This is a genomic window from Flavobacterium sp. N2820 (assembly GCF_025947285.1).
Lineage (GTDB): Bacteria > Bacteroidota > Bacteroidia > Flavobacteriales > Flavobacteriaceae > Flavobacterium.
In genome coordinates this window covers 535,176-560,478 of sequence record NZ_CP110008.1, presented here as the reverse complement: position 1 = coordinate 560,478, position 25,303 = coordinate 535,176, and the positions used below count along the sequence as shown (strand labels likewise).

Genomic DNA, 25,303 nt, shown 5'->3' with positions numbered 1-25,303 from the left:
ATGTGTTGCAATTATTCCATTTTAAAACAAACCCCAAACGGCATGCTGATTTTCTTGAAAGGTTGTGGCAATTACCAATTAACCTTCAATAACCTCAACTTTAGCCTTTCTGAAGACGAATTAATTGCTTTTAAAAAGTATTTAAAACAAATTAATATTGAGTATTGGGAAAAGGAATACGAACGCTCCATTTACAAAAAGAAAATCCCTATTCCAACGTTGCAAAGCAATTTTATTATTCTAGTGAACCGCTTTGAATTGTATGAGTTGCTCTTACTCCTCAACATCGACAACACCAACGAAATGTTAAGTTACAACGATTTAAAAAATGGAATATTTTGGAATTGAAGCTCACTTTGGTGGGCTTTTTTGTTCTTTAAACGATTAAAATTTTAATGGATGATTTGTAAGAAAAAATCGTTATATTTGATTAAGTAAAAGCGATATAAAACTTCGCATATCTACCTAAAATGGATGTATATACGAAGTTTTATATCTTATATTTACTAATTATGCATAATGTTACCTTAATAACAACTATAAAATTATGAACATCGAAAAAGCGTTATTTAACATCCAAAGAATACAAATTCTCCAATGTAAAATTAATCCAGAAACTTCAAATTTGATTTCGAATGATTATGCATATGCTTGGGACGTATCTATGTTTCCTTTGTTGGAATTTTCTGAATTACATTTACAATATGAAGAACAATTCATAATCAAAAAAGAAACTGTAGATATTGTCACCGATTTTGCTGACAAAGAATGGTTAAATAAAAAATACTACTCATTTTATGAGTATGAAGATTTTTTTGTTAGAGGCGAAAAATTCTCAATAAAAACTGAACGATTTCATTTAATTGCTATTTTTAGATACATGTTTTTAAGAGGATCATTCGACCAAATGTTTTGGGATAAATTGGTAGAAAATGGCAACTGCCCAATTGAAGCTTTTAGTATTGTTAGAAATTTTGATATTAATGAACTAAGTCTAGTATAATATGAAATGGTATGAAATAATAGGCTTATTAGGTTCATTAGTATCTATCGGAGCGGCATTGTATACTTATAAATATTCTACAATCATAAAGAAGACAAAAGATGAAATATTTGGCTTATTTAAAGTCATGAAATTTTCTAATATTAATGAAAATACAACAACTACAATTGAACAAATTAAAAAAATTGCTCATAGACAAAAGATTGCAAGGGGAACAAATGTTGACGAAATAATAAATTCATTAAATATTTATTTTGAAAAAATTTTCAAATTAAAAAATGAAAAAGAGGTTGAAGCTTCCTCAAAATTAAATTTATTAATTGATAATTATAGACAAAAAGTAGTTGATATAACAAACTCAAGAAATGATGAAATTAAATTGATTCAATGCTTTAATGAAATTTATGAGTTAACTCTAAATATTGACCAAGAATTTGGAAAACTTACAAAAAAAATTGTTGAAAAATAAACACTATGCATAACAGCCGTTTGTAGCAATTGCTAGGCTTGGTGTGTGTTCGGAATTTTCTCCGAAAATTCTACGAGGAGTTTTGTACTTGCAATCTTTTGTTATAAATTTACGCAACTGCCACAAGCGGCAACACGTTAACTGCAATTTTAAATCAGCTATATGCCAAAAATTAAAACTTACACATTATTTAATTTCAAATTTCTATTTGCATCATTACTATTTTTGCTTTCGTGTTTTATCTGTACATTCTGCATTTTTGCAGGAATAAATTTTTTCCCTAGATTTTTTAGTTCTAATTACAAAACTATTTTTTTAGCAATATTTTTTTACTTCTTACTATTCTATTTATTTTATCGTTGTGGTCAATTAGCTTATATGTATTTGAAATATTTTTGGCACGAAAAATTCACAAGAATTATTATTGATTATCAAAATGAAACAATTACAACAATTAATAATTCTAGATACATTTTTAATTCGGAAAATTTGAAGCTTATAGAATTTCACTTATCTACTAAAGATCACAGAAATCCTTTGTATGATTTTGGATATACAAAACTATATTCTCACGATGGAAAAGAAATAATCATTACCAGTTTAATATTAAATTATTCAAATATTGAAAACATACTCGATGGTGTGAAAAAAATTAAAAAACTAGATGAAGTAATTTATCTGCCATAAAAAAACTGCAGTTAACAGCTACTACAACGGATTTGGGCAATTGGCTTAATGGAAAGTTGGTTTTGTGCTTTAAAGTTCAGTACTAAACCGAAAATTAAGGCGTACTTTATCCCAAACCCGCTGTAGTACCAAAACGTTAAAATTAAAAAACTGTTCCTGTCTACTCTGGATTTTGTTTTAATTTACAACACAATCCTACAACCACTTCGCAATCTCTTCAGGTTGAATGCTATGATGTGAAACACGATAAACGACTTCTTTATTTTTCAATACGATAATTTGTGGCGATTGGTGTATTACATGCAGTTCATCGGCAATAAAATTAAAACGCACTAACAATTTCTGTTAACTTCTCTTTTGTTATTGGTTTAATAATAAAATCTGTTACGTCACTAATACTTTTGGCACGTGTAATATCATATGGTGATATAGAAGACGAACAAATGTAGACCGTTATTTTACTTTTGTTTTTAATTTCTAATAAAGCGTACTCATCTAGAAACTGCCAACCATCCATAACAGGCATTGATAAATCTAGGAAAATAATATTAGGCAAATGTGTATCGTTATTTAAATTTTCTTTTAAATAGTTCAAAGCATATAATCCATTATCAAAAACCTTAACTTCTTTAAAATGGTTTGTTTTTTCTATAATTTTTTCTGTTATGAATACAAAAGCAGGGTCATCATCAATTAGGGCAATAATTTCAATTTTCTTCATATTGTGTTGGAGTTTAATCTAATATAAAAGGTACTTCCTACATCGGGTAGGCTATCAACCCATATTTCACCACCCATTGCATCTACTTGGGTTTTTGTTATAAATAATCCAAAACCACGAGAATCAGGATGCACATGAAATACTTTACGAATTTTAAACATACTATTTTTGTGTCTGTTTAAATCAATTCCTAAACCATTATCTGCAACAGATAAAACCAAACCTTTATCGTCGTAGTAGGTTTTCACATCCAAAGTAAGCAATCGGTTAGGTGATTTATATTTTAATGCATTACTTACTAAATTCGTTAAAATACTGTCGGCATATTTTTGAGAATATGTTACAATTGTTTCTTCTAAATCAATTTTTACATTGGCGCTATATTGATTAATTTGTGTCTCAAAAACCATTAAAATAGTATCAAGGGTTTTCTTCAAGTCAACAGGTGTTAAATCAATTTCCGAATCTTGTTTGATTTGTAATGATTCTACTAATTCGTCAAAAATAGTGTTCAAATGATTTACAACAGGTTTTAATTTACTTAGTATTTTAGTTCTTTCTTCTTCCTCATCACAGGTTTCCAAAAATTCAATTAACATAGAGATATTAATTAATGGCGATCTAAGATTATGAGAAACAATATTACAAAAGTCAACCAATTGTGTGTTTTGTTGTTCAATATCTAGTAATATTTTAGCAATTCTTTCTTCTCCTCTTTTTCGTTCAGAAATATCGGAACGAATGGCTACATATTGATAAGGCTTACCTCGTTCATTTAAAAAGGGAACTATGGTAGTATCAACCCAATAAGCAGACCCATCTTTTGCTTTGTTTTTAAGTTCACCTTTCCACACTTTGCCATTAGCAATAGTAGTCCACAAATCTTTAATAAACTCTTTAGGATGATGAGATGAATTAATAATACGATGATCTTTTCCTATTAATTCTTCGCGACTATACTTAGATATTTTGCAAAAATTATCATTTACGTGGGTTATAATTCCTTTTTGATTTGTAATAGCAACTATGGAAGATTCGTCTAAAGCATATTTGTAATCGGAAATTTCTTTAATCTTTTTAAGCAACTCTTCTTCGCCTCGTTTACGCTCCGTAATATCGGAACGAATGGCTACGTATTGATAAGGTTTTCCATCTTCATTTAAAAAAGGAACAATCGTAGTATCTACCCAATAGGCCGACCCATCTTTTGCTCTATTTTTAAGTTCTCCTTTCCAAATTTTACCACGTGCAATAGTTGTCCAAAGGCTTTTAATATATGATTTCGGATGATACCCAGAATTGATAATGCGATGATCTTTTCCTAAAAGTTCTTCACGTGAATACTTTGATATCCTGCAAAAGTTATCGTTTACATGATGAATTATTCCTTTCTGATCTGTAATTGCAAGTATTGATGATTCATCTAATGCATATTTGTAATCGGAAATTTCTTTAATCTTCTTAAGAAGCTCGTCTTCCTCAGTTTCTTTTTTAATCATACCTAAAAGATTTGTTGCATATAAATTTTCCTAAATAGAGAATTAATTTAGATTGAAACATTATCAAATTTAAGCATCTTTTTTTACAATTCACATTTTTAAATGTTAAATTATCAGTATTTGCTTAAATTTAATAATAATTCTTCAATTTTATGCAACAATTAATGCGAATTTTATTTTTATAAAAAATTTAAAAAATAATCAAATAGATATAAAAATTAATTATCATAAAAAATAGTATTTGTTATTACAAATACTTCGCAATATCTTCGGGTTGAATGCTATGATGTGAAACACGATAAACGACTTCTTTATTTTTCAATACGATAATTTGTGGCGATTGGTGAATTACGTTCAGTTCATCGGCAATAAAATTAGAAACACTTCGGTATGAAAGTAAGTCTAAATAATTAAAATCGGCTTTAGCTATCAATAGATCATTTCCGCTAACCAAACGCTCTTTTGCATAAGCACTGATGCCACAGGTAACGCTATCTTTAAAAATAATTTGCGGCTTTTCAACCGAATTTTCAATGATCGTTAAAACGTCTTGTGCTGTTGTAATTGGATTCCAATTTTTCATACTTTTTTTTAAACTACGAAGTTAGAACAAAGTACAGACTTTAAAAAATTAATTCCTTTTATGTTAAAAACAAATCAATCGTTGCTTTTAAATCTTTAAAAGTAAAGGGTTTTGTAATATAATCTTTTACCCCAAGCGCGATCCCTTTTTCTTTGTCTCTTGGCTCCACTTTAGCCGATAAAAACAAAACAGGTATGTGCTTATAATCAGACGATTGATGGTGTTCCATAAAACCATATCCGTCTAAAACTGGCATCATAATATCACAAATTATCAAATGGGGTTGCACACTTTTTACCTTTTCTAAGCCATCTAAACCATCGGTAGATAAGTAAATTTCATACCCTAAATAAGTCAGCATTTCTGCTATTGTTTCGCGTAGATTAATTTCGTCATCAATAATCAATATTTTTGGCATACTCTATTGTTGAAGGGTTACTAATGGGAATTTTAAAGTTACTTTGGTTCCTTTTCCTAATTGACTTTCTAATTTTACTTTTCCAGAATTTTTCTTGGTAAACATTTTAATAATGTATAAACCAAGTCCGGTACCCTGAATACCGTTTGAGTTACTCGCTCTGTAAAATGTATTGAAAAGTTTTGACTGGTCTTCTTGTGGAATTCCTATACCAAAATCTATAACTTCAATAACTACATTTTGTTCTTTAATAAAAAGGTGCAGTTTTACATTTTGTGAACCTTCTGAATATTTAAAGGCATTACTAAGTACATTAAATAAGGTATATTTTATCAAATTGACATCGGCAAATATAATTGCTTCATCTTCATAAGTTGCATCTACTCCTCTACTGTCTTTTAAATGTCCATAACTGGTTTCAATAACATCTAAACAAATTTCTTTTAAATTACAATAAACAGGACTGAAATTAGTTTTACCCGCATCATCTTTTGAAATTGTTAAAACAGCATCCATTAATTCAACGATTCGATCTATTTCTTCTGTAATTGTTTGAACCCTTTTTTCTACTTGAGGATTGAAGTTAAATTCGCTTCCTTCCAAATACATCGTAATCAACTCTGCACTGGTTCTAATCGTTGTCATAGGAGTTCTAAACTCGTGTGAAATTGTTGATACTAAGTTGGTTCTTAATTCGTTTAACTGACGTTCCTGCACCAAGGTATCTTCGATAATTTTTTCTGCTTTTTTACGTTGCGTAATATCCCTAGTACTGGATTGAAAACTAACAGGGATGCCATTTTCAAAAACTAAAGTTGCATTGGTTTCGAACCAGGAATATTCTCCCGATGCGTTTCTTAACCTTAATTGCTCTGAAAAACCACCCGTACGTGAAAGAATTTTTTTAGATTGTTTTTTGAACTTCTCTAAATCATCTGGATGTACTAATTGTTCTGGAAGTGTCCCAATTAATTCTTGAGGACTATATCCTAATAAAGTTTTTACAGAAGGTGAAACATATTGAAAAGTTGTATCTAAACTATGCAAACAAACCAAATCAATAATATTATCTGCCAATAATCGATACATGTTTTTAACCTCATTTAATTGTATGGCTTTGTTTCTATTATTTTCTTCTATCAATATTCGGTTTTCCTCTTCCATTTTCTTTCGTTCCGAGATATCGATAATTTGTGCAACATAATGCTGAATTTTACCCTGTGCATTTCGAACTAAAGAAACCGATAACAATACCCATATCAAAGATTTGTTTTTATGAACATATCTTTTTTCCATACTAAAACCGGGCTGTTCTCCTTTAACCAGTTTTGCTTTATTGTCTAAATCTTCCGCTAAATCTTCAAAATATGTTATTTCAGAAAAGGTAAGTTTTTTAAATTCTTCATTTGTATAGCCTAAAATTTGACACAATCTGTCATTTACTTCAATCCAATAGCCATCTAAATCAACAATAGCCATTCCAAGTGAAGAATGAAAGAAAGCACCTTTAAAGCGTTCTTCACTTTGTAATAATTTATCGTTTAATTTTTTCTCTTTGGTAATATTTTGCATAGCACCAATCATACGAACAGGATTGCCTTTATCATCTCTAATAATAATAGCTTTATCACTAACATAAGCATAATTACCATTCGCCTTTAAATAACGATATTCATGAGACCATTTTGTATTGCCTTCATCTAGTGCTTTATCAATAGATGCATCATAACGTTCTTTATCTAAAGGATGAACAAAGCTTTCACATATTTCTGCAGGAATGATATTATCTTTAAATTGATAGCCAAATAAATAGGAATAACTTTCCCCTACAAAAATTTCATTGTTGATAATATCCCAATCCCATAAGGCATCTGAAGTAGCCTCACTGGCATATGTAAATCTTTCGTTGCTAATTTTTAAAGCATCTTCGGCTTTTTTTCTGGCGGTAATATCATTAAAAGTACAAATAACATAAAGCAATTCTTTTGACTCCCCTAATACAGGAATGGCGTCTACAAGCAACCATACTAAATCATTCGTAATTGGTCTATGTACTCCCATTGTGATATTGTTAATAGGAATTTCTTTTTTAATTGCTTGAGGTACAGGATGTTCTTCGGGTTTAAATTCTGTTCCATCTAAATGAATAACCTTCCAATGTGGATCAAATGATGACTTCCCTAACATTTGGTCTTCTGTAAGGCCTAGCATTTCACAAGCGGCTCTGTTGTATTCTAAAAATTCAGATTGAGGACCTTGAACAATTATACCTACAGCGGCATTTTGAATGACACTATTAATTAATTGACGACTTCTTAAAATTTCTTCATTAATTCTTTTGCTTTCAGTCAAATCAATTCCGTAACCCGTCATCATATCAAAGCTACCATCATCATTGTAAATTGGAATAAATTTTCGAGTATGAAAAAACAGTTCTCCTTGCAAACCAATAATTTGATCTTCCCACTCTACAATTTCTCTGGTATCTAATGCCTTAACAAATCGCTCTCTACGCAATTTTGCAAAAGTATCGTCTCTTTTGGTATGCTTAGCATAATCAAAATCGTCTTTTCCAATAATAAACTTTCTTAGCTCATTATTTCGAATAGCCGCTTGATTTAAGTATAAATATTTATGATTTATGTCCCAAACACCCAAATCGATAGGCAAACGATCTAATATCTTTTCATAAAACTCTTTTTGATAAGAAATTTCTTCTTGAGCCTTAATAAAATTAGTAATATCCCTACAATTTCCAATGTAATAAAACTGATTATCGCGTTCAATCAACTTGACATCAGTTGAGTGCCAAACATAATATCCATTTTTGTGAAGTAGTCTATATACAACCGCTTCAGCACATTTTTGATTGACAATTAATTTGCTTAAAAACTCATAAACACTTTCTATATCATCTGGATGAATTAAGTTGGCCGTATTTTTTCCTATTATTTCATCGACTTCATGCCCAATATTTTCTGTCCAACTTTCTGAAACATAAAGTATTGTTCCATCCAATTGAAGTTCATAAAAAATCTCTTTAGAATTTTCTATAAATAAATCAAATCGTTCTTTACTTTTAGTAATGGCTTTTTCAAAATTAAAATTTTCAAGGTGTAATTTTAAGAAAGATTGTAGATTGTCAATAGAAAACTGTATAGTTTTCAAATCTTTATCTGAAAACTCTTTATTCGTTATATCTAAAAAACAAATAGTTCCTATTACTTCTTTTTCATGAATTGTAATAGGAAAACCTGAAAAAAACTGTATTTCTGTAGAGGAATGAACTAGGTTTAATTTTTCCTTTAAATTTGATTTTATACAGGACGTATTATTTGCAATAATTTGATTCGTAAATTCCGTAAAAGCTGATGGAAGAAATGAAGGCTCAAAATTGCCACTTATTTTATAAAAAGTTTCATCTTCTTGAGAAAGAAAAATATAAGCATAAGGCAATTCAAGATAATCAACTAAATAATTAATTGTATTATCTAATTGTTTACTAATAAAATCATCTAAAACAAAATCCCTAAATTCTTTGAAATTATTCTGTAGGGGTACAATGTCAATCATAAAAAAATTTATGTTACATTTATTTCAAAGTAGGGGGAATTTGTTACAAATAAACATTAATTTTTTTAATAAAAAAAATAAATATTAAATTATCTGTAATTTTTTTTAACTAAAAAACACATAAAGTGCTGTAAAAGAACAAATTAAGAACTACAAGACAACATAGAACATCCAACTTTATTGCGAGCCCACTCTGGTCGTTTTGCAAACCATTTTTCATGCTCTAACTGTTCATTGTATGGATTTTTAAGCAAAACATACAATTCATTAATAACAGAAAAATCCTCTTTTTCTGCAGCTTCAATAGCCATTTGTGCCATGTAATTTCGCAATACATATTTTGGATTAACTAAATTCATGTCTTGTTTTCTTTCTTCGTCTGAAAAATTTTCAGCTTTAATTTTCTCTAAATATGATTTCATCCAATTCACCCAACGTGCTTTTAAATCATTAATAATGTTCTCAGGTTGATAAAAAGCAACCTCAACTTTGGCTAAAGCTTCTTCTGATGAGTCATTTTTTAATATATTAGCTAAATTGCGATAAAAAATAGTCATATCGGTTTCAGAAATGGTTAATAAAGTTGTCAATTCATCCTGAAAATTTGCATCATAATTAGAAGTCAATCCTACTTTTTGTTGCATCATTTTAGGAAACTCCAAGTCAAATGTTTTACTATAACCATTTAAAACCTCTTCCATGGCATGAATATCTTCAATTAAAGGATACAAAGCATTTCCAAGCTGCACCAAATTCCATAAAGCAATATCGGGTTGATTTCTAAAACGATATCTTTTTCCTTCGGCATCAGTTGTATTGGGTGTCCAATCTGGGTCATAATCTTCTAACCAACCATATGGACCATAATCAATTGTTACTCCTAAAATAGACATATTATCGGTATTCATAACCCCATGTACAAATCCTACGCATTGCCAATGCAAAACCATTTTTAAAGTTCGTTGAATGATTTCTTGATAAAATTGCACGTATTTATCTTTCCCAGAAGTGGTGATTTCAGGATAAAAATAGTGAATGGTATAATCCGCCAAAAGCTGAAGGTTTTTAATGTCTTTACGAGCAGCAAACAACTGAAAATTTCCAAATCGAATAAAGGTCGGAGCAACTCTACATACAATAGCACCTTCTTCATAAGCTGCATTTCCATTGTATAAAACATCCCGTAAAACTTTGTCTCCACTCGTTACCAAAGCTAGCGAACGAGTAGTTGGTACTCCTAAATAATACATCGCTTCACTACACAAATGCTCCCGAATTGAGGAACGCAAAACCGCTAAGCCATCTGCTGTTCTGGAATAAGGTGTCTCTCCTGCCCCTTTTAATTGTAAGGACCAACGTTTATTATTATATAAAATTTCAAATAAATTAATTGCTCTTCCATCACCTAATTGCCCGGCCCAATTACCAAATTGATGTCCAGCATATGCCATTGCATAAGGTTTAGTATTGGGATAAATTGTAGCACCTGAAACTAAATTTAAAAAATCTGACGACTTGGTTACTGAATCGGTAATACCTAATAATTGAGCAACTTCATCAGCAACATGAATTAATTTTGGACAAGAAGGAATACGTGGTGACACAAATGAAAAAGCAGCATCAAACACTTGCCTTCTTGTATTTGATGTATTTAAATCGGCTGGTAATTTCTTATTAAATGTATCGTCTAAGTATAATTTCATTGTACAAAAGGGTTGTTTTATGCAAAGTTACTCAATGTAAATTTGTGTTAATCAGTATTAATCTTCAAATTTTGTTAAAATTAGCATTGAAAGTGTAATAAAAAAACTATTTCTGCTACTAACTAATTATATTTGTTTTACAATTAAAAACCAAAAAACCAATTTTTATGAAAAAAATATTGTTTTCAGGTGCTGTTTTGTCTTTGATTTTGATGAGTTGTTCATCAACAAAGCTTGCTACAAAAGCAGATCTTGGCACTTACATTAACACAATTACGGCTCCAGAGTTAAGCAAACATCTTTATGTGGTTGCTGGTGATGAAATGGAAGGTAGAAATACAGGTGAAACTGGACAAAAAAAAGCAGGAAATTATTTAATTGAAGAGTATAAAAAAATGGGCGTTTCTTTCCCAGAAGCGGCAACAGATTGGTATCAAAAAGTGCCTTCTGATTTTATGAAAAGAGGGTTTGCGCCTAAATTAAATGATTCAGAAAACATTTGGGCATTTATAAAAGGTTCAGAAAAACCAGAAGAAATTGTTGTTATTTCTGCACACTATGACCACGTAGGTATGAAAAATGGAGAAATTTATAATGGTGCAGATGACGATGGTTCTGGAACAGTTGCTTTATTAGAAATAGCACAAGCTTTTAATGAAGCCGTAAAAAAAGGTCATGGTCCTAAACGTTCCATTTTATTTTTGCATGTAACCGGCGAAGAACACGGATTACATGGTTCAAGATTTTATTCTGAAAACCCTTTGTTTCCTTTAAAAAATACTGTGGCAAATATTAACATTGATATGATTGGTAGACGCGATACTTTGCATCCAAATACCAATAATTATGTATATGTAATTGGTTCAGATCGATTGAGTAGTGAATTACATACAATCAATGAGGAAGTAAATTCAAAATACACAAAATTAGATTTTGATTATAAATACAACGATAGAAATGATCCTGAAAGAATTTACTACCGTTCGGATCATTATAATTTTGCAAAAAAAGGAATTCCAGCAATTTTCTTTTTTAATGGGATTCACGCAGATTATCACAAACCTACTGATACTCCTGATAAAATTGAATATGATGCACTAGCAAAAAGAGCTCAATTAGCCTTTGGTTTAGCATGGGAATTAGCAAATCGTCCTGAAAAAATTAAAGTTGATAGAGACGGAAAATAAATCTTTAAAACAATAAAAATATAGGTGAAATTATAGTTTATTTTAAAACGTAAACTTTAATTTTGCCTATATTTTTTTTATTCAATTTACATGAACATTAGGCTAATAGCTATAGGAAAAACAGATAATAAATCGTTACAAACGTTAATTGATGATTATATCAAACGATTGTCTTTTTACGTAAAATTTGATTTAGAAATAATTCCCGATATTAAAAACGTAAAGAATTTATCAGAAGCACAACAAAAAGAAAAAGAAGGCGAACTAATTTTATCAAAGATTAGTGCAACTGATCAGTTGATTTTATTGGATGAAAATGGAAAAACCTTTAGTAGTGTAGCCTTTTCTGATTATTTACAAAAGAAAATGAATGCTGGAATAAAAACATTGGTTTTTGTCATTGGAGGTCCGTATGGTTTTAGTGATTTAGTGTATCAAAAAGCACAAGGAAAAGTATCGCTATCAGAAATGACTTTTTCGCATCAAATGGTTCGTTTGTTTGTAATAGAACAAATTTATAGAGGTTTTACGATTTTAAGAAATGAACCTTATCATCATCAATAATCTATTTATCGACAAATCGTTTAATAACCTCAAAAAGCTTTGTGCTATCAAATGGTTTAACAATTACTTCATCAATTTCAGCATCTTTGATTTTTTCTTCAATATCTTGTTTGTCAAATGCAGTGACCGCTATAATTGGAATCGAAATTCCCTTTTGTCTAATGAGTTTAGAGGTGTCAAATCCATTAATTAATGGCATATTAATATCCATTAAAATAGCATCAAATTTTTTATTTTCTAAAATTTCTAAAGCAGCATAACCGTCACTAACAATTACACATCTAAAATGATTGTTTTCTAACAATTTTTTAGTCACCACTTGATTAATTTTATTGTCTTCTACTACTAAAATATTGTAATCTTTTTTAGCCGATAAGTCTACTTCTAAATTGTTAATTATTTGATTTATTTTATTGCTATCAGCATCTAAATTAATTATAAAAGTAACGATTGTACCAATATTTTCCTCACTTTCTAACTCAATAGTTCCTTGGAATAATTCGACCATTTTCTTCACAATAGTAAGCCCTAAACCAGTTCCTTGATAATCATCTTCTTTGCGATAGACTTGTACAAATTTTTCAAAAACCTTTTCTTGATCTTTCTTAGCTATTCCAATTCCATTATCAATTACTTGAAATTTAACTTGACAATTATTGTCTTTTAGTGCCAACAAATCAGCTTTAATAGTCACATATCCATTGTGTGTAAATTTCAACGAATTACTTATCAGATTGATAAAAATTTGTGATAATCTAATTTTATCTCCAATCAAATGAACAGGAATTTGACTATCAATTTCTAAATGAATTTGGTTGTTATTTTTAATTGCTAAAAAATGTAACGAATCTTTAATAACCACTAATTCATCATGAAGGTTAAATACACTATCTTGAAGTACTACTTGGTTTTCTTCAATTTTATAAACCTTCAAAATATCGTTTACCAATGACAATAAATATTTAGCAGAAAATTTTAAAGACTTCAAATGTGGACTATTTTTTAATTCTTTGTGCTCGTCTAAAATAATATCTGTAATTCCTACAACACCATACAACGGTGTTCTCAATTCATGACTTATGGTTGAAATAAACTGTGTTTTTAATTGTGAGGCTTCCTCTGCTTTTTCCTTGGCGATTAATAATTCCGTATTTGCAAGCTTAAGTTCAGAATTAATTTTTGACTTTAGTTTGTTATTTCTAATGAATGAAAGTAAAAGAAGGATTAATATTATAACGATTATGGCTGAAAAAATTATAAATTGCTTGTTATTTTTTAGTTTTTCATCCTGAATTTTTTTCTCAGATTCAATTTGGCTGATTTTTCTATTGATTTCATCATGTTCAATTTCTAAACCTGCAATTTTAACTTCATTTACTCTATTTTCATTGTAAATTTCATCTTGAAGTTTGTCGTGTTTTGCCAAATAAAAATGGGCTTTTTCAAAGTTTTTGATTTTAAAATAGAAATTAGAAATATCTTCATATACTACTGAAGCATTTGATTTAATTAATTCAATGTCATTTTTTTCACAAAAAGCAACGGATTTTAAATAGTATTCTTCCGCCTTTTTATCCATATTTAATGCATTGTAATATAATCCATAATTTGAATAAAGAGATATTTTAGCTTCAATTTCGCCTTCTTTTTCTATATAATCTTTAATTTGGTTTAAATAAACAATTCCTGAATTAAAATCTTCGTTGGCAAAATAAGCACTAACTATGTTTAATTTTGAAAACGTTATTTCATAAATATCATTTAATCGTTCTGAATATTGGATTCCTTTTTTATAATAATGGATTCCTTTTTTAAAATCAATTTTTCGATAACAATAAACATTTCCTAAATTATTATTTAACCACGCTTTAACTGTATCGTTAGAAGTTTTGTTTGCTAAAACCAACCCTTTATTGTAATATTCAATTGCTTTTTTATAATCAGAAAACTCATCAAAATTTAGCCCGATTAAATTATAAGCTTTTGCTGCCAACAGATAATCATCATTTTTTAAAGAAATTTCTAATGATGATTTAGCAAAATCGAGTGATTTTTTACATTCTAAATTTAAAAAACTTTGACCCGCCTTTTTTAATAATTCTTTTGCTGACTTTATATCGCTTGAATTATGTTGCGAATAACTAGGCTGTACAACCCAAAACAAAACAAATATGACTGTAAAATGCTTTAAAAACATCATTTTTTAGGGATATATAGTAAAAGTCTAAAATAAAAAAAAATCCTGACTAAATCAGGATTTTTTAACAAATGTTTATCGAATTAATTTTTTGTATTTAATACGTGTTGGAACTACATCCTTTCCTAGACGTTTGCGTTTATTTTCTTCATATTCAGAAAAACTACCTTCAAAACAATACACTTGCGAATCGCCTTCAAAAGCTAAGATGTGTGTACAAACTCTATCTAAAAACCATCTGTCATGCGAAATAATAACCGCACAACCCGCAAAATTTTCTAAACCTTCTTCTAAAGCTCGTAAAGTATTGATATCTAAATCATTTGTAGGCTCATCTAAAAGTAAAACATTTCCTTCTTCTTTTAATGTCATGGCTAAATGCAATCGGTTTCGTTCACCTCCAGAAAGGGCAGCAACTTTTTTGTTTTGATCACTTCCGCCAAAATTAAAACGAGACAAATAGGCTCTCGAGTTTACTTGTCTTCCACCCATTAAAATAAGTTCTTGACCATCACAAAAGTTTTCCCATATCGATTTATTCACATCAATATTGGAATGCGATTGATCTACATAGGCAATTTTTACAGTCTCACCAATTGAGAATGTTCCTGCATCAGGTTTTTCTTCACCCATAATCATTCTGAAAATAGTAGATTTTCCAGCACCATTTGGCCCAATAATACCTACAATTCCAGCTTGAGGAAGTACAAAGTTCAAATCATCATATAATAATTTATCACCAAATGCTTTAGCAACACCTTTAGCTTCAATTACATTAGTTCCTAATCGAGGTCCATTAGGAATATAGATTTCTAATTTTTCGTCTAATTCTTTTTGGTCTTCGTTTAATAATTTATCGTAATTCTGCAAACGAGCTTTTTGTTTGGTTTGACGACCTTTTGCTCCTTGACGAACCCAATCTAACTCACGTTCTAGTGTTTTTCTGCGTTTCGAAGCCACTTTTTCTTCTTGCTCCATACGTTTTGATTTTTGATCTAACCAAGAAGAATAATTTCCTTTCCATGGAATACCTTCTCCCCTGTCTAATTCTAAAATCCAACCTGCAACATTATCTAAGAAATATCTATCATGCGTTACTGCAATAACAGTTCCTGCATATTGTTGTAAATGTTGCTCTAGCCACAGTACCGATTCAGCATCCAAGTGATTCGTAGGCTCATCAAGTAAAAGTACATCAGGTTGTTGTAATAATAAACGGCATAAAGCTACACGGCGCTTTTCTCCTCCTGATAATACACTTATTGGTGTATCTGCTTCTGGTGTGCGAAGAGCATCCATTGCAATTTCTAATTTGGTATCAATTTCCCAAGCACCACAAGCATCAATTCTGTCTTGTAATTCTGCCTGACGATCCATTAGTTTTTGCATTTTATCGGCATCTTCATATACTTCAGGCAAACCAAAATCATCATTAATTTTATTGAATTCTTCCAGTAATGTAAAAATTTCGGCTGCACCTTCACGAACCACTTCAATTACGGTTTTTGTTTCGTCTAATTGTGGTTCTTGCTCTAAATAACCAACAGAATAACCTGGCTGAAACACCACATCTCCTTGATAATTTTTATCAACTCCAGCAATAATCTTTAACAAAGATGATTTTCCAGATCCATTTAGACCTAAAATACCAATTTTTGCTCCGTAAAAGAAACTTAAGTAAATATTTTTTAATACTTGTTTATCACTTCCTTGGTAACTTTTACTCAATTTTTGCATTGAGAAAATTACTTTCTTATCGTCTGACATTTTTTAGATTAATTTGATTGTTAGATTATTAGAATTTTAGATTAATTGGATTTATAATAGTCATAATTCTTAATTCTTAATTTAATTACACTCTTCCTTTTAAGGCATTAAAAACCCAAGCAATGGCAAAAAATCCAACACCTACAGCAGAAAATCCCCAACCAGCAACATCTGCATAGCGATAAATTCCTAGACCAATTAAAAGCAACCCCATTAAAATCATTATGAAAGTTGCCCAAGCTAATATTGTATTTTTATTCATTCCCATAATACCTGTTTTTTGCTAAATTTTAGGACTGCGAAGTTACAAATTTTAAAACTTTTATTTCGTTCAATTAATTGAAAATTTTAATCAATAATTCCTTTAATAAATCGTGTTGTGACATAGAAGAAGCGCCAACACCTTTGCTTTTTACATCAATATCACGCAAAGCAGCAACAATAGCACTAACTTTTTTCATTGGATAATTTCTAAATGCCACTTCATAATCTTTTACAAAATAAGGACTCACTTTTAATACTTTAGCTGCATTGAATTGCGATTTATCTTTTAAACCATGATATTGTAACAATTGCGAAAAGAAACCAAAGACCAATCCCGTAGTAACCACCATTGGATTATCTTTTGGATTTTGAGCAAAATAATCTATAATTTTATATGCTTTTAATTGATTTTTTTCGCCAATAGCTTTTCTAAGTTCAAAGTTGTTATAATCCTTACTAAAGCCTATATTCTCTTCAATATCTTTTGCTGTAAACGTATGTCCTTTTGGTAAAATAATCTTTAATTTATTCAATTCATTACTGATTTTTGACAAATCGGTTCCTAAGAATTCTACTAAAATAGCGGCTGCTTTGGGTTCAATAGCATACCCTTGTCCTGATAAAACACGTTTAATCCAATCGCCAACTTGATTTTCATATAACTTTTTACTTTCGTAAACTACTCCAACTTTGTCTAGAAGTTTGGTGATTTTTTTACGCTTGTCTAATGTTTTATATTTATAAGCAAAAACCAAAACCGTTGTAGGTTGCGGGTTTTCGGCATACGCCTCTAATTTTTCAATATGACGCGATAATTCTTGAGCTTCTCTAACCACTACAACTTGCCGGTCAGCCATCATTGGAAATCGTTTAGCACTGCCAATTACGTCTTCCATAGTAACATCGCGACCATATAATACAGATTGATTAAAATCGCGCTCGTGTTCTTGTAACACATTTTGCTCAATAAAATCGGTTAATTTATCAATATAATAGGGTTCTTCACCCATAAAAAAATAAATAGGTTTGATGTTTCCGGCTTTTATATCTTTTGTAATTTGAATTACTTCATCCATTGTTTTAAGTATTCAGTGTTCAGTAGCAGTTGGCAGTTAGTTTAAAATAACTATTTTTGCTTCATGCAAAAGTTGAACTTTCCAGTTTATTCCTTTCGGTTCAAAAATAGTGAAAATAAAGTGTCTATTTTTGATGAAATTAGAAAAAAATTTATTCTTCTTACACCAGAAGAATGGGTGCGTCAACATGTAATTCAGTTTTTGTTACAAGAAAAAAAGTATCCAAAATCACTTATCAATGTTGAAAAATTAATCAAGATTAACGATTTAAATAAACGATATGATGGTGTCGTATTTCAACCCAACGGTGAAATATTCCTTTTAATTGAATGCAAAGCACCTGAAGTTCCAATATCGCAACATACTTTTGACCAAATTGCGCGTTATAATTTAGTATTGAAAGCTAAATATTTAATGGTAACTAATGGATTGAATCATTATTTTTGTCAAATGGATTTTGAAAACGAAAAATATGTTTTCTTGAAAGAACTTCCTGAATATTCGAATTAACCATGGAAAAACGTGATTTTATACAAGCAGAAATTGAAAAATTAGGTTTTTTTCTACAAAGGCTGTTAGCAAATTTTTTAAATAGCAATTCTGCAGCAAATTCAATCGAAGCAATAAATTCAGTTACAAATGAGCTTAAGTGTGAATTAGATTTCGATTTACCTCTCTTTGTTTCACTTTCAAAAGATGAAATGAAAAAGTATCTTTCAAATTTTAAATTTAATGAACAACATCTAGAAAAATTAGCCGATTTAATGACAGAATTGAGTTCTTCAAAAGCAAATAATGAATCTAAGGCCTATTTAACAAAAACAATAGAAATACTTGATTTAGTAGACGAACTTTCTAACTCTTATTCATTCGAACGAAATCTCAAAAAATCACAAATTCAAAAATTAATAAACAATTGAAAAAAATAGCTGTAGTCATTTTAAATTGGAATGGAGCAAAATTACTTGAACAGTTTTTGCCCTCAATACTTGCTTTTTCTGATGAAGCTACGATTTATGTGGCCGATAACGCTTCTACTGATGACTCAATTGAAGTACTTAAAAACCAATTTTCTTCAGTGAAAATTATTCAAAACTCGGGTAATTTTGGTTTTGCAAAAGGCTACAACGAAGCCCTGAAATTTGTTGAAGAAGAATATTATGCCTTGGTGAATTCTGATATTGAAGTAACGAAAAATTGGCTTACTCCTATTTTAGAGCTATTCGAAACGCAACCAGAAACTGCAATTATTCAGCCTAAACTTTTAGATTTTAAAAGAAAAACACATTTTGAATACGCTGGTGGCGCTGGTGGTTTTATTGACAAATTTGGCTATCCGTTTTGCCGAGGTCGAATTTTTGATACTGTGGAAGAAGACAAACATCAATACGATGATGATATCGAAATTTTTTGGGCAACAGGCGCTTGCTTTTTCATACGAAAAGAAGTCTACCGAAAACTAAATGGTTTTGATGATGAGTTTTTTGCTCACCAAGAAGAGATTGATTTGTGTTGGAGAGCTTTTAATCAAGGTTATAAAGCAAAATATACTTCAAAATCAATTGTTTATCACGTTGGTGGCGCTACTTTAAACGAAGGAAATCCGAGAAAAACTTTTTTGAATTTTAGAAACTCATTATTGATGTTGACTAAAAATCTTCCAAAAAACCAATTGTTTACAATTATATTATCACGCTTGTTTCTAGATGGTTTAGCTGGAATACAATTTATTTTCAAAGGAAAGTTTAAACATTTTTGGGCAATTATTAAAGCCCATTTTGCTTTCTATTACCTTGTAAATCAATTTTGTAGAAAACGAACTACAACTCAAAAAAATCATTATTATAAAATCAAAAGTATTGTTTTTAGTTATTTCATCAAGAATGGCAAGGTGTTTGTTGATTTGTTTTAACAATAGTTTAGGTTTAAAAAAGCTATTTTTTAACAATTTCCAGTTAATTTTGTAAAAAATAAAAAAACATTATGAAAAGAGTAATCTTAATCATGACATTAGCAACTATGTCACTTACATCGTGTGTTTCTAAAAAGAAATTCACCGAATTAGAAGCTAAAAACAAAGAAATCCAAGATTTATTAAACACTGCAACTGTTAAATTAAACACATGTTTGACAGAAAAAGAAGCGTTTGCTAATCAAATTGATTTTTTGAAAAAGAACAATTCAGACTTGATTAACAATATGGGGAATTTAACCACTTTGACAACAAAAGGAGCTGAAAATCTTGAAAAATCATTAGAAAGTTTAAAAGAAAAAGATTTAAAAATCAATCGTTTACAAGATGCCTTAACTAAAAAAGACAGTGTAACTTTAGCTTTGGTAACAAGCTTAAAACGCGAAGTAGGAATTGACGACCCAGACATTAACATCAATGTTGAAAAAGGAGTTGTGATGATTTCAATTGCCGATAATTTGTTATTCAAATCAGGAAGTTATGAAGTTAGTGATAAAGCAAAAGGTGTTTTAGCTAAAGTAGCTAAAGTGATCAATAGCAAACCTGATTTTGAATGTATGGTTGAAGGTCATACTGATAATGTGCCAATTAAAAACTCAGTTTTATTAGACAACTGGGATTTATCTGTAAAAAGAGCTACTTCAATTGTAAGAGTTTTACATAAAGAATTAGGTGTTAGTCCAAAACAATTGATTCCAGCCGGTAGAAGTTCATATATTCCTTTAGTAGAAAACGATTCACCTGCAAATAGAGCAAAAAACAGAAGAACTCGTATTATCATCATGCCTAAAATTGACCAATTTTATGAAATGATTGAAAAAGAAATGAAAACATTAGCAAAAGAATAGTTTTTACAGCAAACTTCATATTAAAAAAGCCATCTCTATATTTTAGAGATGGCTTTTTTAATTTATGTCTATTATTTCTTTAAAGTAAATGTTAGAAAACAAACATTGCTCTTTCACTCATTAAATCATTTACTTCTTCGGCTACTTGTTCTAAAACAGCTTCATCAGAATAATTCATTAATACTTTATCGATTAAAGCTACTACAGTTTCCATATCTTCCTCCACTAAACCACGAGTAGTAATTGCAGGAGTTCCTACACGAATACCAGAAGTAACAAATGGCGATTTATCATCAAATGGAACCATATTTTTATTCACTGTAATTTCAGCTTTTACCAAAGCATTTTCAGCATCTTTACCCGAGATTCCTTTGTTTCTTAAATCAATCAACATCATATGATTATCAGTTCCACCAGAGATTAATTTGTAACCTCTTTTATTAAAAGCCTCTGCCATCGCTTGTGCATTTTTCTTAACTTGCATAGCATAACGGAAAAACTCATCTGTTAGACACTCACCAAAAGCAACAGCTTTAGCAGCAATAATATGCATTAAAGGTCCCCCTTGATTACCAGGGAAAACAGACATATCTAACACATGGCTCATCATTCTAATTTCTCCTTTTGGAGTAGTTAATCCCCATGGATTTTCAAAATCTTTACCCATCATAATCATTCCACCTCTTGGACCTCTTAATGTCTTATGAGTTGTAGTAGTTATAATATGACAATGAGGAACTGGATCATTTAATAGTCCTTTTGCAATTAAACCTGCTGGATGTGAAATATCGGCTAATAATAAAGCCCCAACACTATCTGCGATTTCGCGAAAACGTTTAAAATCCATATCGCGAGAATAAGCTGAAGCTCCAGCAATAATCATTTTTGGTTTGTTTGCAGTTGCAATTTCTTGAATTTTATCATAATTTAAAACACCTGTCTCCTCTTCTACACCATAAAAAACAGGATTATATAATTTTCCTGAAAAATTTACTGGAGAACCATGTGTTAAATGTCCACCATGAGATAAATCAAACCCTAATATAGTATCACCTGGCTTCAAACAAGCCGCAAATACAGCTGTATTAGCCTGAGAACCCGAATGAGGTTGAACATTTACATATTCAGCACCAAATAAAGCTTTTGCTCTGTCAATGGCAATTTGCTCAACTATATCTACTACTTCACAGCCACCGTAATATCTTTTACCGGGATATCCTTCAGCATATTTGTTTGTTAAACATGAACCTGCAGCTTCCATTACTTGGTCACTTACAAAGTTTTCAGAAGCTATTAATTCAATTCCATGAATTTGTCTATCTTGTTCGTCAAGAATTAAGTCAAAAATTTGTTCGTCGCGTTGCATTGCAATAAATATTCGTTAAAATTAGGTCAAATTTACAAAAAAGGTTTGTTACATTGCTAGATAATTTTATATTTGATTCATAATTTTTCAACAACAAACTAACAATATACATATGCCAAATATTGCAAACGACCCCCAAAGAAAATCTTGGATAAATGTTCCTGAAAATAGTGACTTTCCAATCCAAAATATTCCATTTGGTGTATTCATCACAAAAGAAGATGTTATTACTATTGGAACCCGAATTGGAAATTGCGCTATCGATATGGGTGCTCTTCAACAATTAGGATATTTTGAAGGAATTGAACTTACAGATGATATGTTCATGCAAGACACGCTTAATGATTTTATTTCTGACGGAAAGAAAACTTGGCGTTTAGTAAGAAATCGTTTAGCCGAGCTTTTTGATGAAACTAACGCAACTTTAAGAGACAACAAAGAGCACAGAGAAGTTGTCATCTTCAGTGTAGATGATATCGAAATGCTTTTACCTGTTCAGATTGGAGATTACACTGATTTTTACAGTTCAAAAGAACACGCTACAAACGTTGGAAAAATGTTTCGTGATCCAGAAAATGCACTGTTACCAAATTGGTTACATATTCCTGTAGGTTATCATGGAAGAAGTTCTACGATTGTTCCGTCAGGAATTCCGGTACATAGACCTTACGGTCAAACATTACCAAACGGAGAAACTACTCCTGTTTTTGGCCCTTCAAGATTAGTGGATTTTGAATTAGAAACTGCTTTTATTACAACTGATGCTAATTTAATGGGAGAACCAATTCCTGTAGAAGAAGCCGAAGAACATATCTTCGGAATGGTTTTATTTAATGATTGGAGTGCACGCGATATTCAAAAATGGGAATATGTACCACTTGGACCTTTCTTAGCGAAAAACTTTGCTTCGTCAATTTCTCCTTGGATTGTAACGATGGATGCTTTAGAGCCTTTCCGAGTAAAAGGTCCTGAGCAATCACCAGAACCAATGCCTTATTTACAACAAAAAGGAGCTAAAGCTTTTGATATTAATTTAGAAGTAGCAATTAAGCCGGAGAATGCTCAAGAAACTGTTGTTTCACGATCAAACTTTAAATACATGTATTGGTCAATGGCACAACAATTAGCACATCATACCATTAATGGTTGTAGAGTAAATTCGGGCGATATGATGGGAAGTGGAACCATATCTGGTCCAACAGAAGACTCTTATGGTTCAATGTTAGAATTGAGTTGGGGCGGGCAAAAACCATTGCAACTGAATGATGGATCTGAACGTAAATTTATTAATGACAACGACACAGTAATTATTAGAGGGTATTGTCAAAAAGAAAACCTTAGAATTGGTTTTGGTGAGGTTTCAAGTAAACTTTTACCTGCAATCGATTTGAAATTTTAAATTATATATTCAAGTTAAATTAAAAACTCCGAAATCATCTTTCGGAGTTTTTTTATATACAACCCTATCCTATAAAATTTAAATAGACAAATTGATTAAATGTACTTATTTTGAACGATTTACACTAATAACGGATAATTAAATCTATATTTGCTTTTAATGTAAAAAAACAAATATATTATGAAAAAAAAATACTCTTTATTAGTTATTATTTTTTGTTTCTATTTTTCTGGACAATCACAAACAATATTTTTTGAAGATTTTGAAGGAACAGGAGGAACATTCCCTACAGGATGGACACTTTTCAATGTAGACGGATTAACTCCTAATGCTAGCGTTTCCTATATGACAAACGCATGGATTGTTAGAGCTGACCCAAATAATGCAGCAAATATTATGGCTACAAGTACATCTTGGTACACTCCTGCTGGAGTGTCAAATGACTGGATGATGTCACCTCCTATAACTTTGACAAACAACAATGTTTTATCATGGGATGCTTACTCACCTGATGCTGCTTTTCCAGATGGATATGAAGTAAGAATATCGACCACTACTGCAGATATAGCTGCTTCTAGTGTCGTTTTATTTTCTACAACTGCAGAGAGCTCAACAATAACAAATCGTTCAGTTGATTTATCAGCATATTCAGGACAAACTGTATATATTTCTTGGAGAAACAATAGTAATGACAAATTTTTACTTTTAGTAGATAACATAGAAGTAATTTCTACTTTAAGTTATGATTCGAATATAAGTGCAACCTCTTCTAACGAGTATTCAAGAATACCTTTTTCTCAAGCTGGAAATTTAAATTCAAATATAACAGTTTCTAATTTAGGCGTCAATGCAATGACTAATCTAGTAGTTACATTAAATGTATATGATTTAGCATCAACACTTGTATATACTGAAAACAGTACCCCTATTGCAAGTTTAGCATCAGGAGCAAATCAAACTGTAAATTTGGTAGGATATACTCCAACAACTTCTGGTAGCTATACATTTACTCATGTACTTACAAGCACAGAAACAGATTCAGATTTATTAAACAATACGATAAGCTATAGTAAAGAAATTGAAAATACTTATGCAAGAGACAATAATATTATAACTGGATCTTTAGGGATTGGAGCAGGAACAAGTGGACAACTAGGACAAGAGTTTGAAATTGTAAATCCAACAAATATTGTGTCAGTAAGTTTTATTCTAAATAATTCAGATGGTACTTTAACAGGAACAACAACATATGCAACTATTTGGGACATGGTAGCTGGTGTACCTAATGCAATTATTGCACAAACTGTTCCAGTAACAATTGTTAGTACTGTAAATAATTTATACACAGCCAATATTGTTAGTGGAAATTTCACACTTACTCCAGGAACATATTTAATTGCTATTGAAGAAGGTACCTTAAATATCCAAGTTGCAAATACAGATGCAATTTTTACTCCTGGTACTGTTTGGGTAAATTGGCCAACAATTCCATCAGGTTCATGGGCTAATGTTGAAACATTTGGAGCTAATTTTGCCAAAAGTTTTGTAATTAGACCAAATTTCATGGATATATTAAGTACAAATAATAATCAATTAGATACTGATTCAATAACTTTATATCCAAATCCAGCTAAAAACAATATCAGAATATTAAACAATAGTGAACTAAATTTAATCAATGCAACTATTTATGACATTAGCGGTCGCATTGTATCTTTCTATAATTTAAATAATAATTCAGTAAACAATTTAGATATATCAAAATTAAGCACTGGAAATTATACAATTAATATCCAGTCTGAATCTGGTGCAATTACAAAGAAGATGATTATTAATTAACATCAAAATTATTTTTTCAATACTAAAACTCCGAAATCATCTTTCGGAGTTTTTTTGTTAAAATAAAATAAAAACACAACATTTATTTATTTTTAAATTTTAATAAAAAAACAGGTTTTTGTCAAAAAAATGACATTTTGACATCAAATTTCATCATTTTTTATTATA

24 protein-coding genes are annotated in these 25,303 nt (G+C 30.3%); 12 read left to right on the top strand and 12 right to left on the bottom strand.

Annotated features, from left to right (window positions below):
• From OLM52_RS02635 to OLM52_RS02620, 4 genes are all read left to right on the top strand, one after another.
• Nucleotides 1–348, top strand: a complete 348-nt coding sequence (locus OLM52_RS02635; protein WP_264549597.1) for a DUF6686 family protein — start codon at nt 1–3, stop codon at nt 346–348.
• Nucleotides 349–547: 199 nt separating this feature from the next.
• Nucleotides 548–1,003 (top strand): hypothetical protein, encoded by a 456-nt coding sequence (locus OLM52_RS02630; RefSeq protein ID WP_264549596.1) that lies wholly within the window; start codon nt 548–550, stop codon nt 1,001–1,003.
• 1 nt (nt 1,004) lies between these two features.
• A complete protein-coding gene (locus tag OLM52_RS02625) occupies nt 1,005–1,472 on the top strand; it encodes a hypothetical protein (protein ID WP_264549595.1) in 468 nt (155 codons plus the stop codon).
• Nucleotides 1,473–1,850: 378 nt separating this feature from the next.
• A complete protein-coding gene (locus OLM52_RS02620) occupies nt 1,851–2,159 on the top strand; it encodes a hypothetical protein (RefSeq protein WP_264549594.1) in 309 nt (102 codons plus the stop codon).
• Nucleotides 2,160–2,354: 195 nt separating this feature from the next.
• Here OLM52_RS02620 and OLM52_RS02615 read toward each other — a convergent pair whose 3' ends face one another.
• The 7 genes from OLM52_RS02615 to OLM52_RS02585 form a co-directional block, all read right to left on the bottom strand.
• A complete protein-coding gene (locus OLM52_RS02615) occupies nt 2,355–2,492 on the bottom strand; it encodes a monothiol bacilliredoxin BrxC family protein (RefSeq protein ID WP_264549593.1) in 138 nt (45 codons plus the stop codon).
• The gene (locus OLM52_RS02610; protein ID WP_264549592.1) at nt 2,482–2,880 is read right to left on the bottom strand and encodes a response regulator; all 399 of its coding nucleotides are present in this window, start codon (nt 2,878–2,880) and stop codon (nt 2,482–2,484) included. Before OLM52_RS02610 ends, OLM52_RS02615 begins: the two co-directional genes overlap by 11 nt.
• Entirely contained in the window at nt 2,877–4,379 is a 1,503-nt protein-coding gene (locus OLM52_RS02605; RefSeq protein ID WP_264549591.1) for a PAS domain-containing sensor histidine kinase, read from the bottom strand. The genes OLM52_RS02610 and OLM52_RS02605 overlap by 4 nt, the downstream gene beginning before the upstream one ends.
• 247 nt (nt 4,380–4,626) lie before the next feature.
• On the bottom strand, nt 4,627–4,962 hold the full coding sequence (gene ytxJ, locus OLM52_RS02600; protein WP_264549590.1) for a bacillithiol system redox-active protein YtxJ: 336 nt from the start codon (nt 4,960–4,962) through the stop codon (nt 4,627–4,629).
• Nucleotides 4,963–5,020: 58 nt separating this feature from the next.
• Nucleotides 5,021–5,380, bottom strand: a complete 360-nt coding sequence (locus OLM52_RS02595) for a response regulator (RefSeq protein WP_264549589.1) — start codon at nt 5,378–5,380, stop codon at nt 5,021–5,023.
• A 3-nt stretch (nt 5,381–5,383) separates the two neighbouring features.
• Nucleotides 5,384–8,953, bottom strand: a complete 3,570-nt coding sequence (locus OLM52_RS02590; protein ID WP_264549588.1) for a PAS domain S-box protein — start codon at nt 8,951–8,953, stop codon at nt 5,384–5,386.
• A gap of 143 nt (nt 8,954–9,096) precedes the next feature.
• Nucleotides 9,097–10,656 (bottom strand): protein adenylyltransferase SelO, encoded by a 1,560-nt coding sequence (locus OLM52_RS02585; RefSeq protein WP_264549587.1) that lies wholly within the window; start codon nt 10,654–10,656, stop codon nt 9,097–9,099.
• Nucleotides 10,657–10,823: 167 nt separating this feature from the next.
• Here OLM52_RS02585 and OLM52_RS02580 point away from each other — a divergent pair, with 167 nt between their 5' ends.
• Nucleotides 10,824–11,843, top strand: coding sequence for a M28 family metallopeptidase (locus OLM52_RS02580; protein WP_264549586.1), 1,020 nt, complete (start codon nt 10,824–10,826; stop codon nt 11,841–11,843).
• Between the two features lie 90 nt (nt 11,844–11,933).
• On the top strand, nt 11,934–12,407 hold the full coding sequence (gene rlmH, locus OLM52_RS02575) for a 23S rRNA (pseudouridine(1915)-N(3))-methyltransferase RlmH (protein ID WP_264549585.1): 474 nt from the start codon (nt 11,934–11,936) through the stop codon (nt 12,405–12,407).
• 1 nt (nt 12,408) lies between these two features.
• On the opposite strand, the gene OLM52_RS02570 is transcribed toward rlmH, so the two are convergent.
• The 4 genes from OLM52_RS02570 to holA all read right to left on the bottom strand — a co-directional run bounded on the left by OLM52_RS02570 (nt 12,409) and on the right by holA (nt 17,711).
• Nucleotides 12,409–14,607, bottom strand: coding sequence for an ATP-binding protein (locus OLM52_RS02570; protein ID WP_264549584.1), 2,199 nt, complete (start codon nt 14,605–14,607; stop codon nt 12,409–12,411).
• 72 nt (nt 14,608–14,679) lie between these two features.
• Nucleotides 14,680–16,371, bottom strand: a complete 1,692-nt coding sequence (gene ettA, locus OLM52_RS02565) for an energy-dependent translational throttle protein EttA (RefSeq protein ID WP_264549583.1) — start codon at nt 16,369–16,371, stop codon at nt 14,680–14,682.
• A gap of 85 nt (nt 16,372–16,456) precedes the next feature.
• Nucleotides 16,457–16,639 carry a CAL67264 family membrane protein gene (locus OLM52_RS02560; protein ID WP_026725732.1) on the bottom strand — a complete coding sequence of 61 codons (183 nt, stop codon included), beginning with the start codon at nt 16,637–16,639 and terminating at the stop codon, nt 16,457–16,459.
• A 67-nt stretch (nt 16,640–16,706) separates the two neighbouring features.
• Nucleotides 16,707–17,711, bottom strand: a complete 1,005-nt coding sequence (gene holA, locus OLM52_RS02555) for a DNA polymerase III subunit delta (RefSeq protein WP_264549582.1) — start codon at nt 17,709–17,711, stop codon at nt 16,707–16,709.
• Nucleotides 17,712–17,774: 63 nt separating this feature from the next.
• Between holA and OLM52_RS02550 the strand changes: the two genes are divergently transcribed.
• From OLM52_RS02550 to OLM52_RS02535, 4 genes are all read left to right on the top strand, one after another.
• Complete coding sequence (locus OLM52_RS02550) at nt 17,775–18,221, top strand: type I restriction enzyme HsdR N-terminal domain-containing protein (RefSeq protein WP_264549581.1); 447 nt, start codon at nt 17,775–17,777, stop codon at nt 18,219–18,221.
• A 2-nt stretch (nt 18,222–18,223) separates the two neighbouring features.
• On the top strand, nt 18,224–18,631 hold the full coding sequence (locus OLM52_RS02545) for a hypothetical protein (protein ID WP_264549580.1): 408 nt from the start codon (nt 18,224–18,226) through the stop codon (nt 18,629–18,631).
• Nucleotides 18,628–19,623 (top strand): glycosyltransferase family 2 protein, encoded by a 996-nt coding sequence (locus tag OLM52_RS02540; protein ID WP_264549579.1) that lies wholly within the window; start codon nt 18,628–18,630, stop codon nt 19,621–19,623. Before OLM52_RS02545 ends, OLM52_RS02540 begins: the two co-directional genes overlap by 4 nt.
• A 71-nt stretch (nt 19,624–19,694) precedes the next feature.
• Nucleotides 19,695–20,531, top strand: coding sequence for a flagellar motor protein MotB (locus OLM52_RS02535; protein ID WP_264549578.1), 837 nt, complete (start codon nt 19,695–19,697; stop codon nt 20,529–20,531).
• Between the two features lie 91 nt (nt 20,532–20,622).
• On the opposite strand, the gene glyA is transcribed toward OLM52_RS02535, so the two are convergent.
• Nucleotides 20,623–21,897: a serine hydroxymethyltransferase gene (gene glyA, locus OLM52_RS02530; protein WP_264549577.1), complete on the bottom strand. Its 1,275-nt coding sequence runs from the start codon at nt 21,895–21,897 to the stop codon at nt 20,623–20,625.
• A gap of 112 nt (nt 21,898–22,009) precedes the next feature.
• On the opposite strand from glyA, the gene fahA reads away from it, so the two are divergent.
• Nucleotides 22,010–23,296 carry a fumarylacetoacetase gene (gene fahA / locus OLM52_RS02525; protein ID WP_264549576.1) on the top strand — a complete coding sequence of 429 codons (1,287 nt, stop codon included), beginning with the start codon at nt 22,010–22,012 and terminating at the stop codon, nt 23,294–23,296.
• Between the two features lie 180 nt (nt 23,297–23,476).
• The gene (locus OLM52_RS02520) at nt 23,477–25,135 is read left to right on the top strand and encodes a T9SS-dependent choice-of-anchor J family protein (RefSeq protein ID WP_264549575.1); all 1,659 of its coding nucleotides are present in this window, start codon (nt 23,477–23,479) and stop codon (nt 25,133–25,135) included.
• Nucleotides 25,136–25,303: the final 168 nt, after the last annotated feature.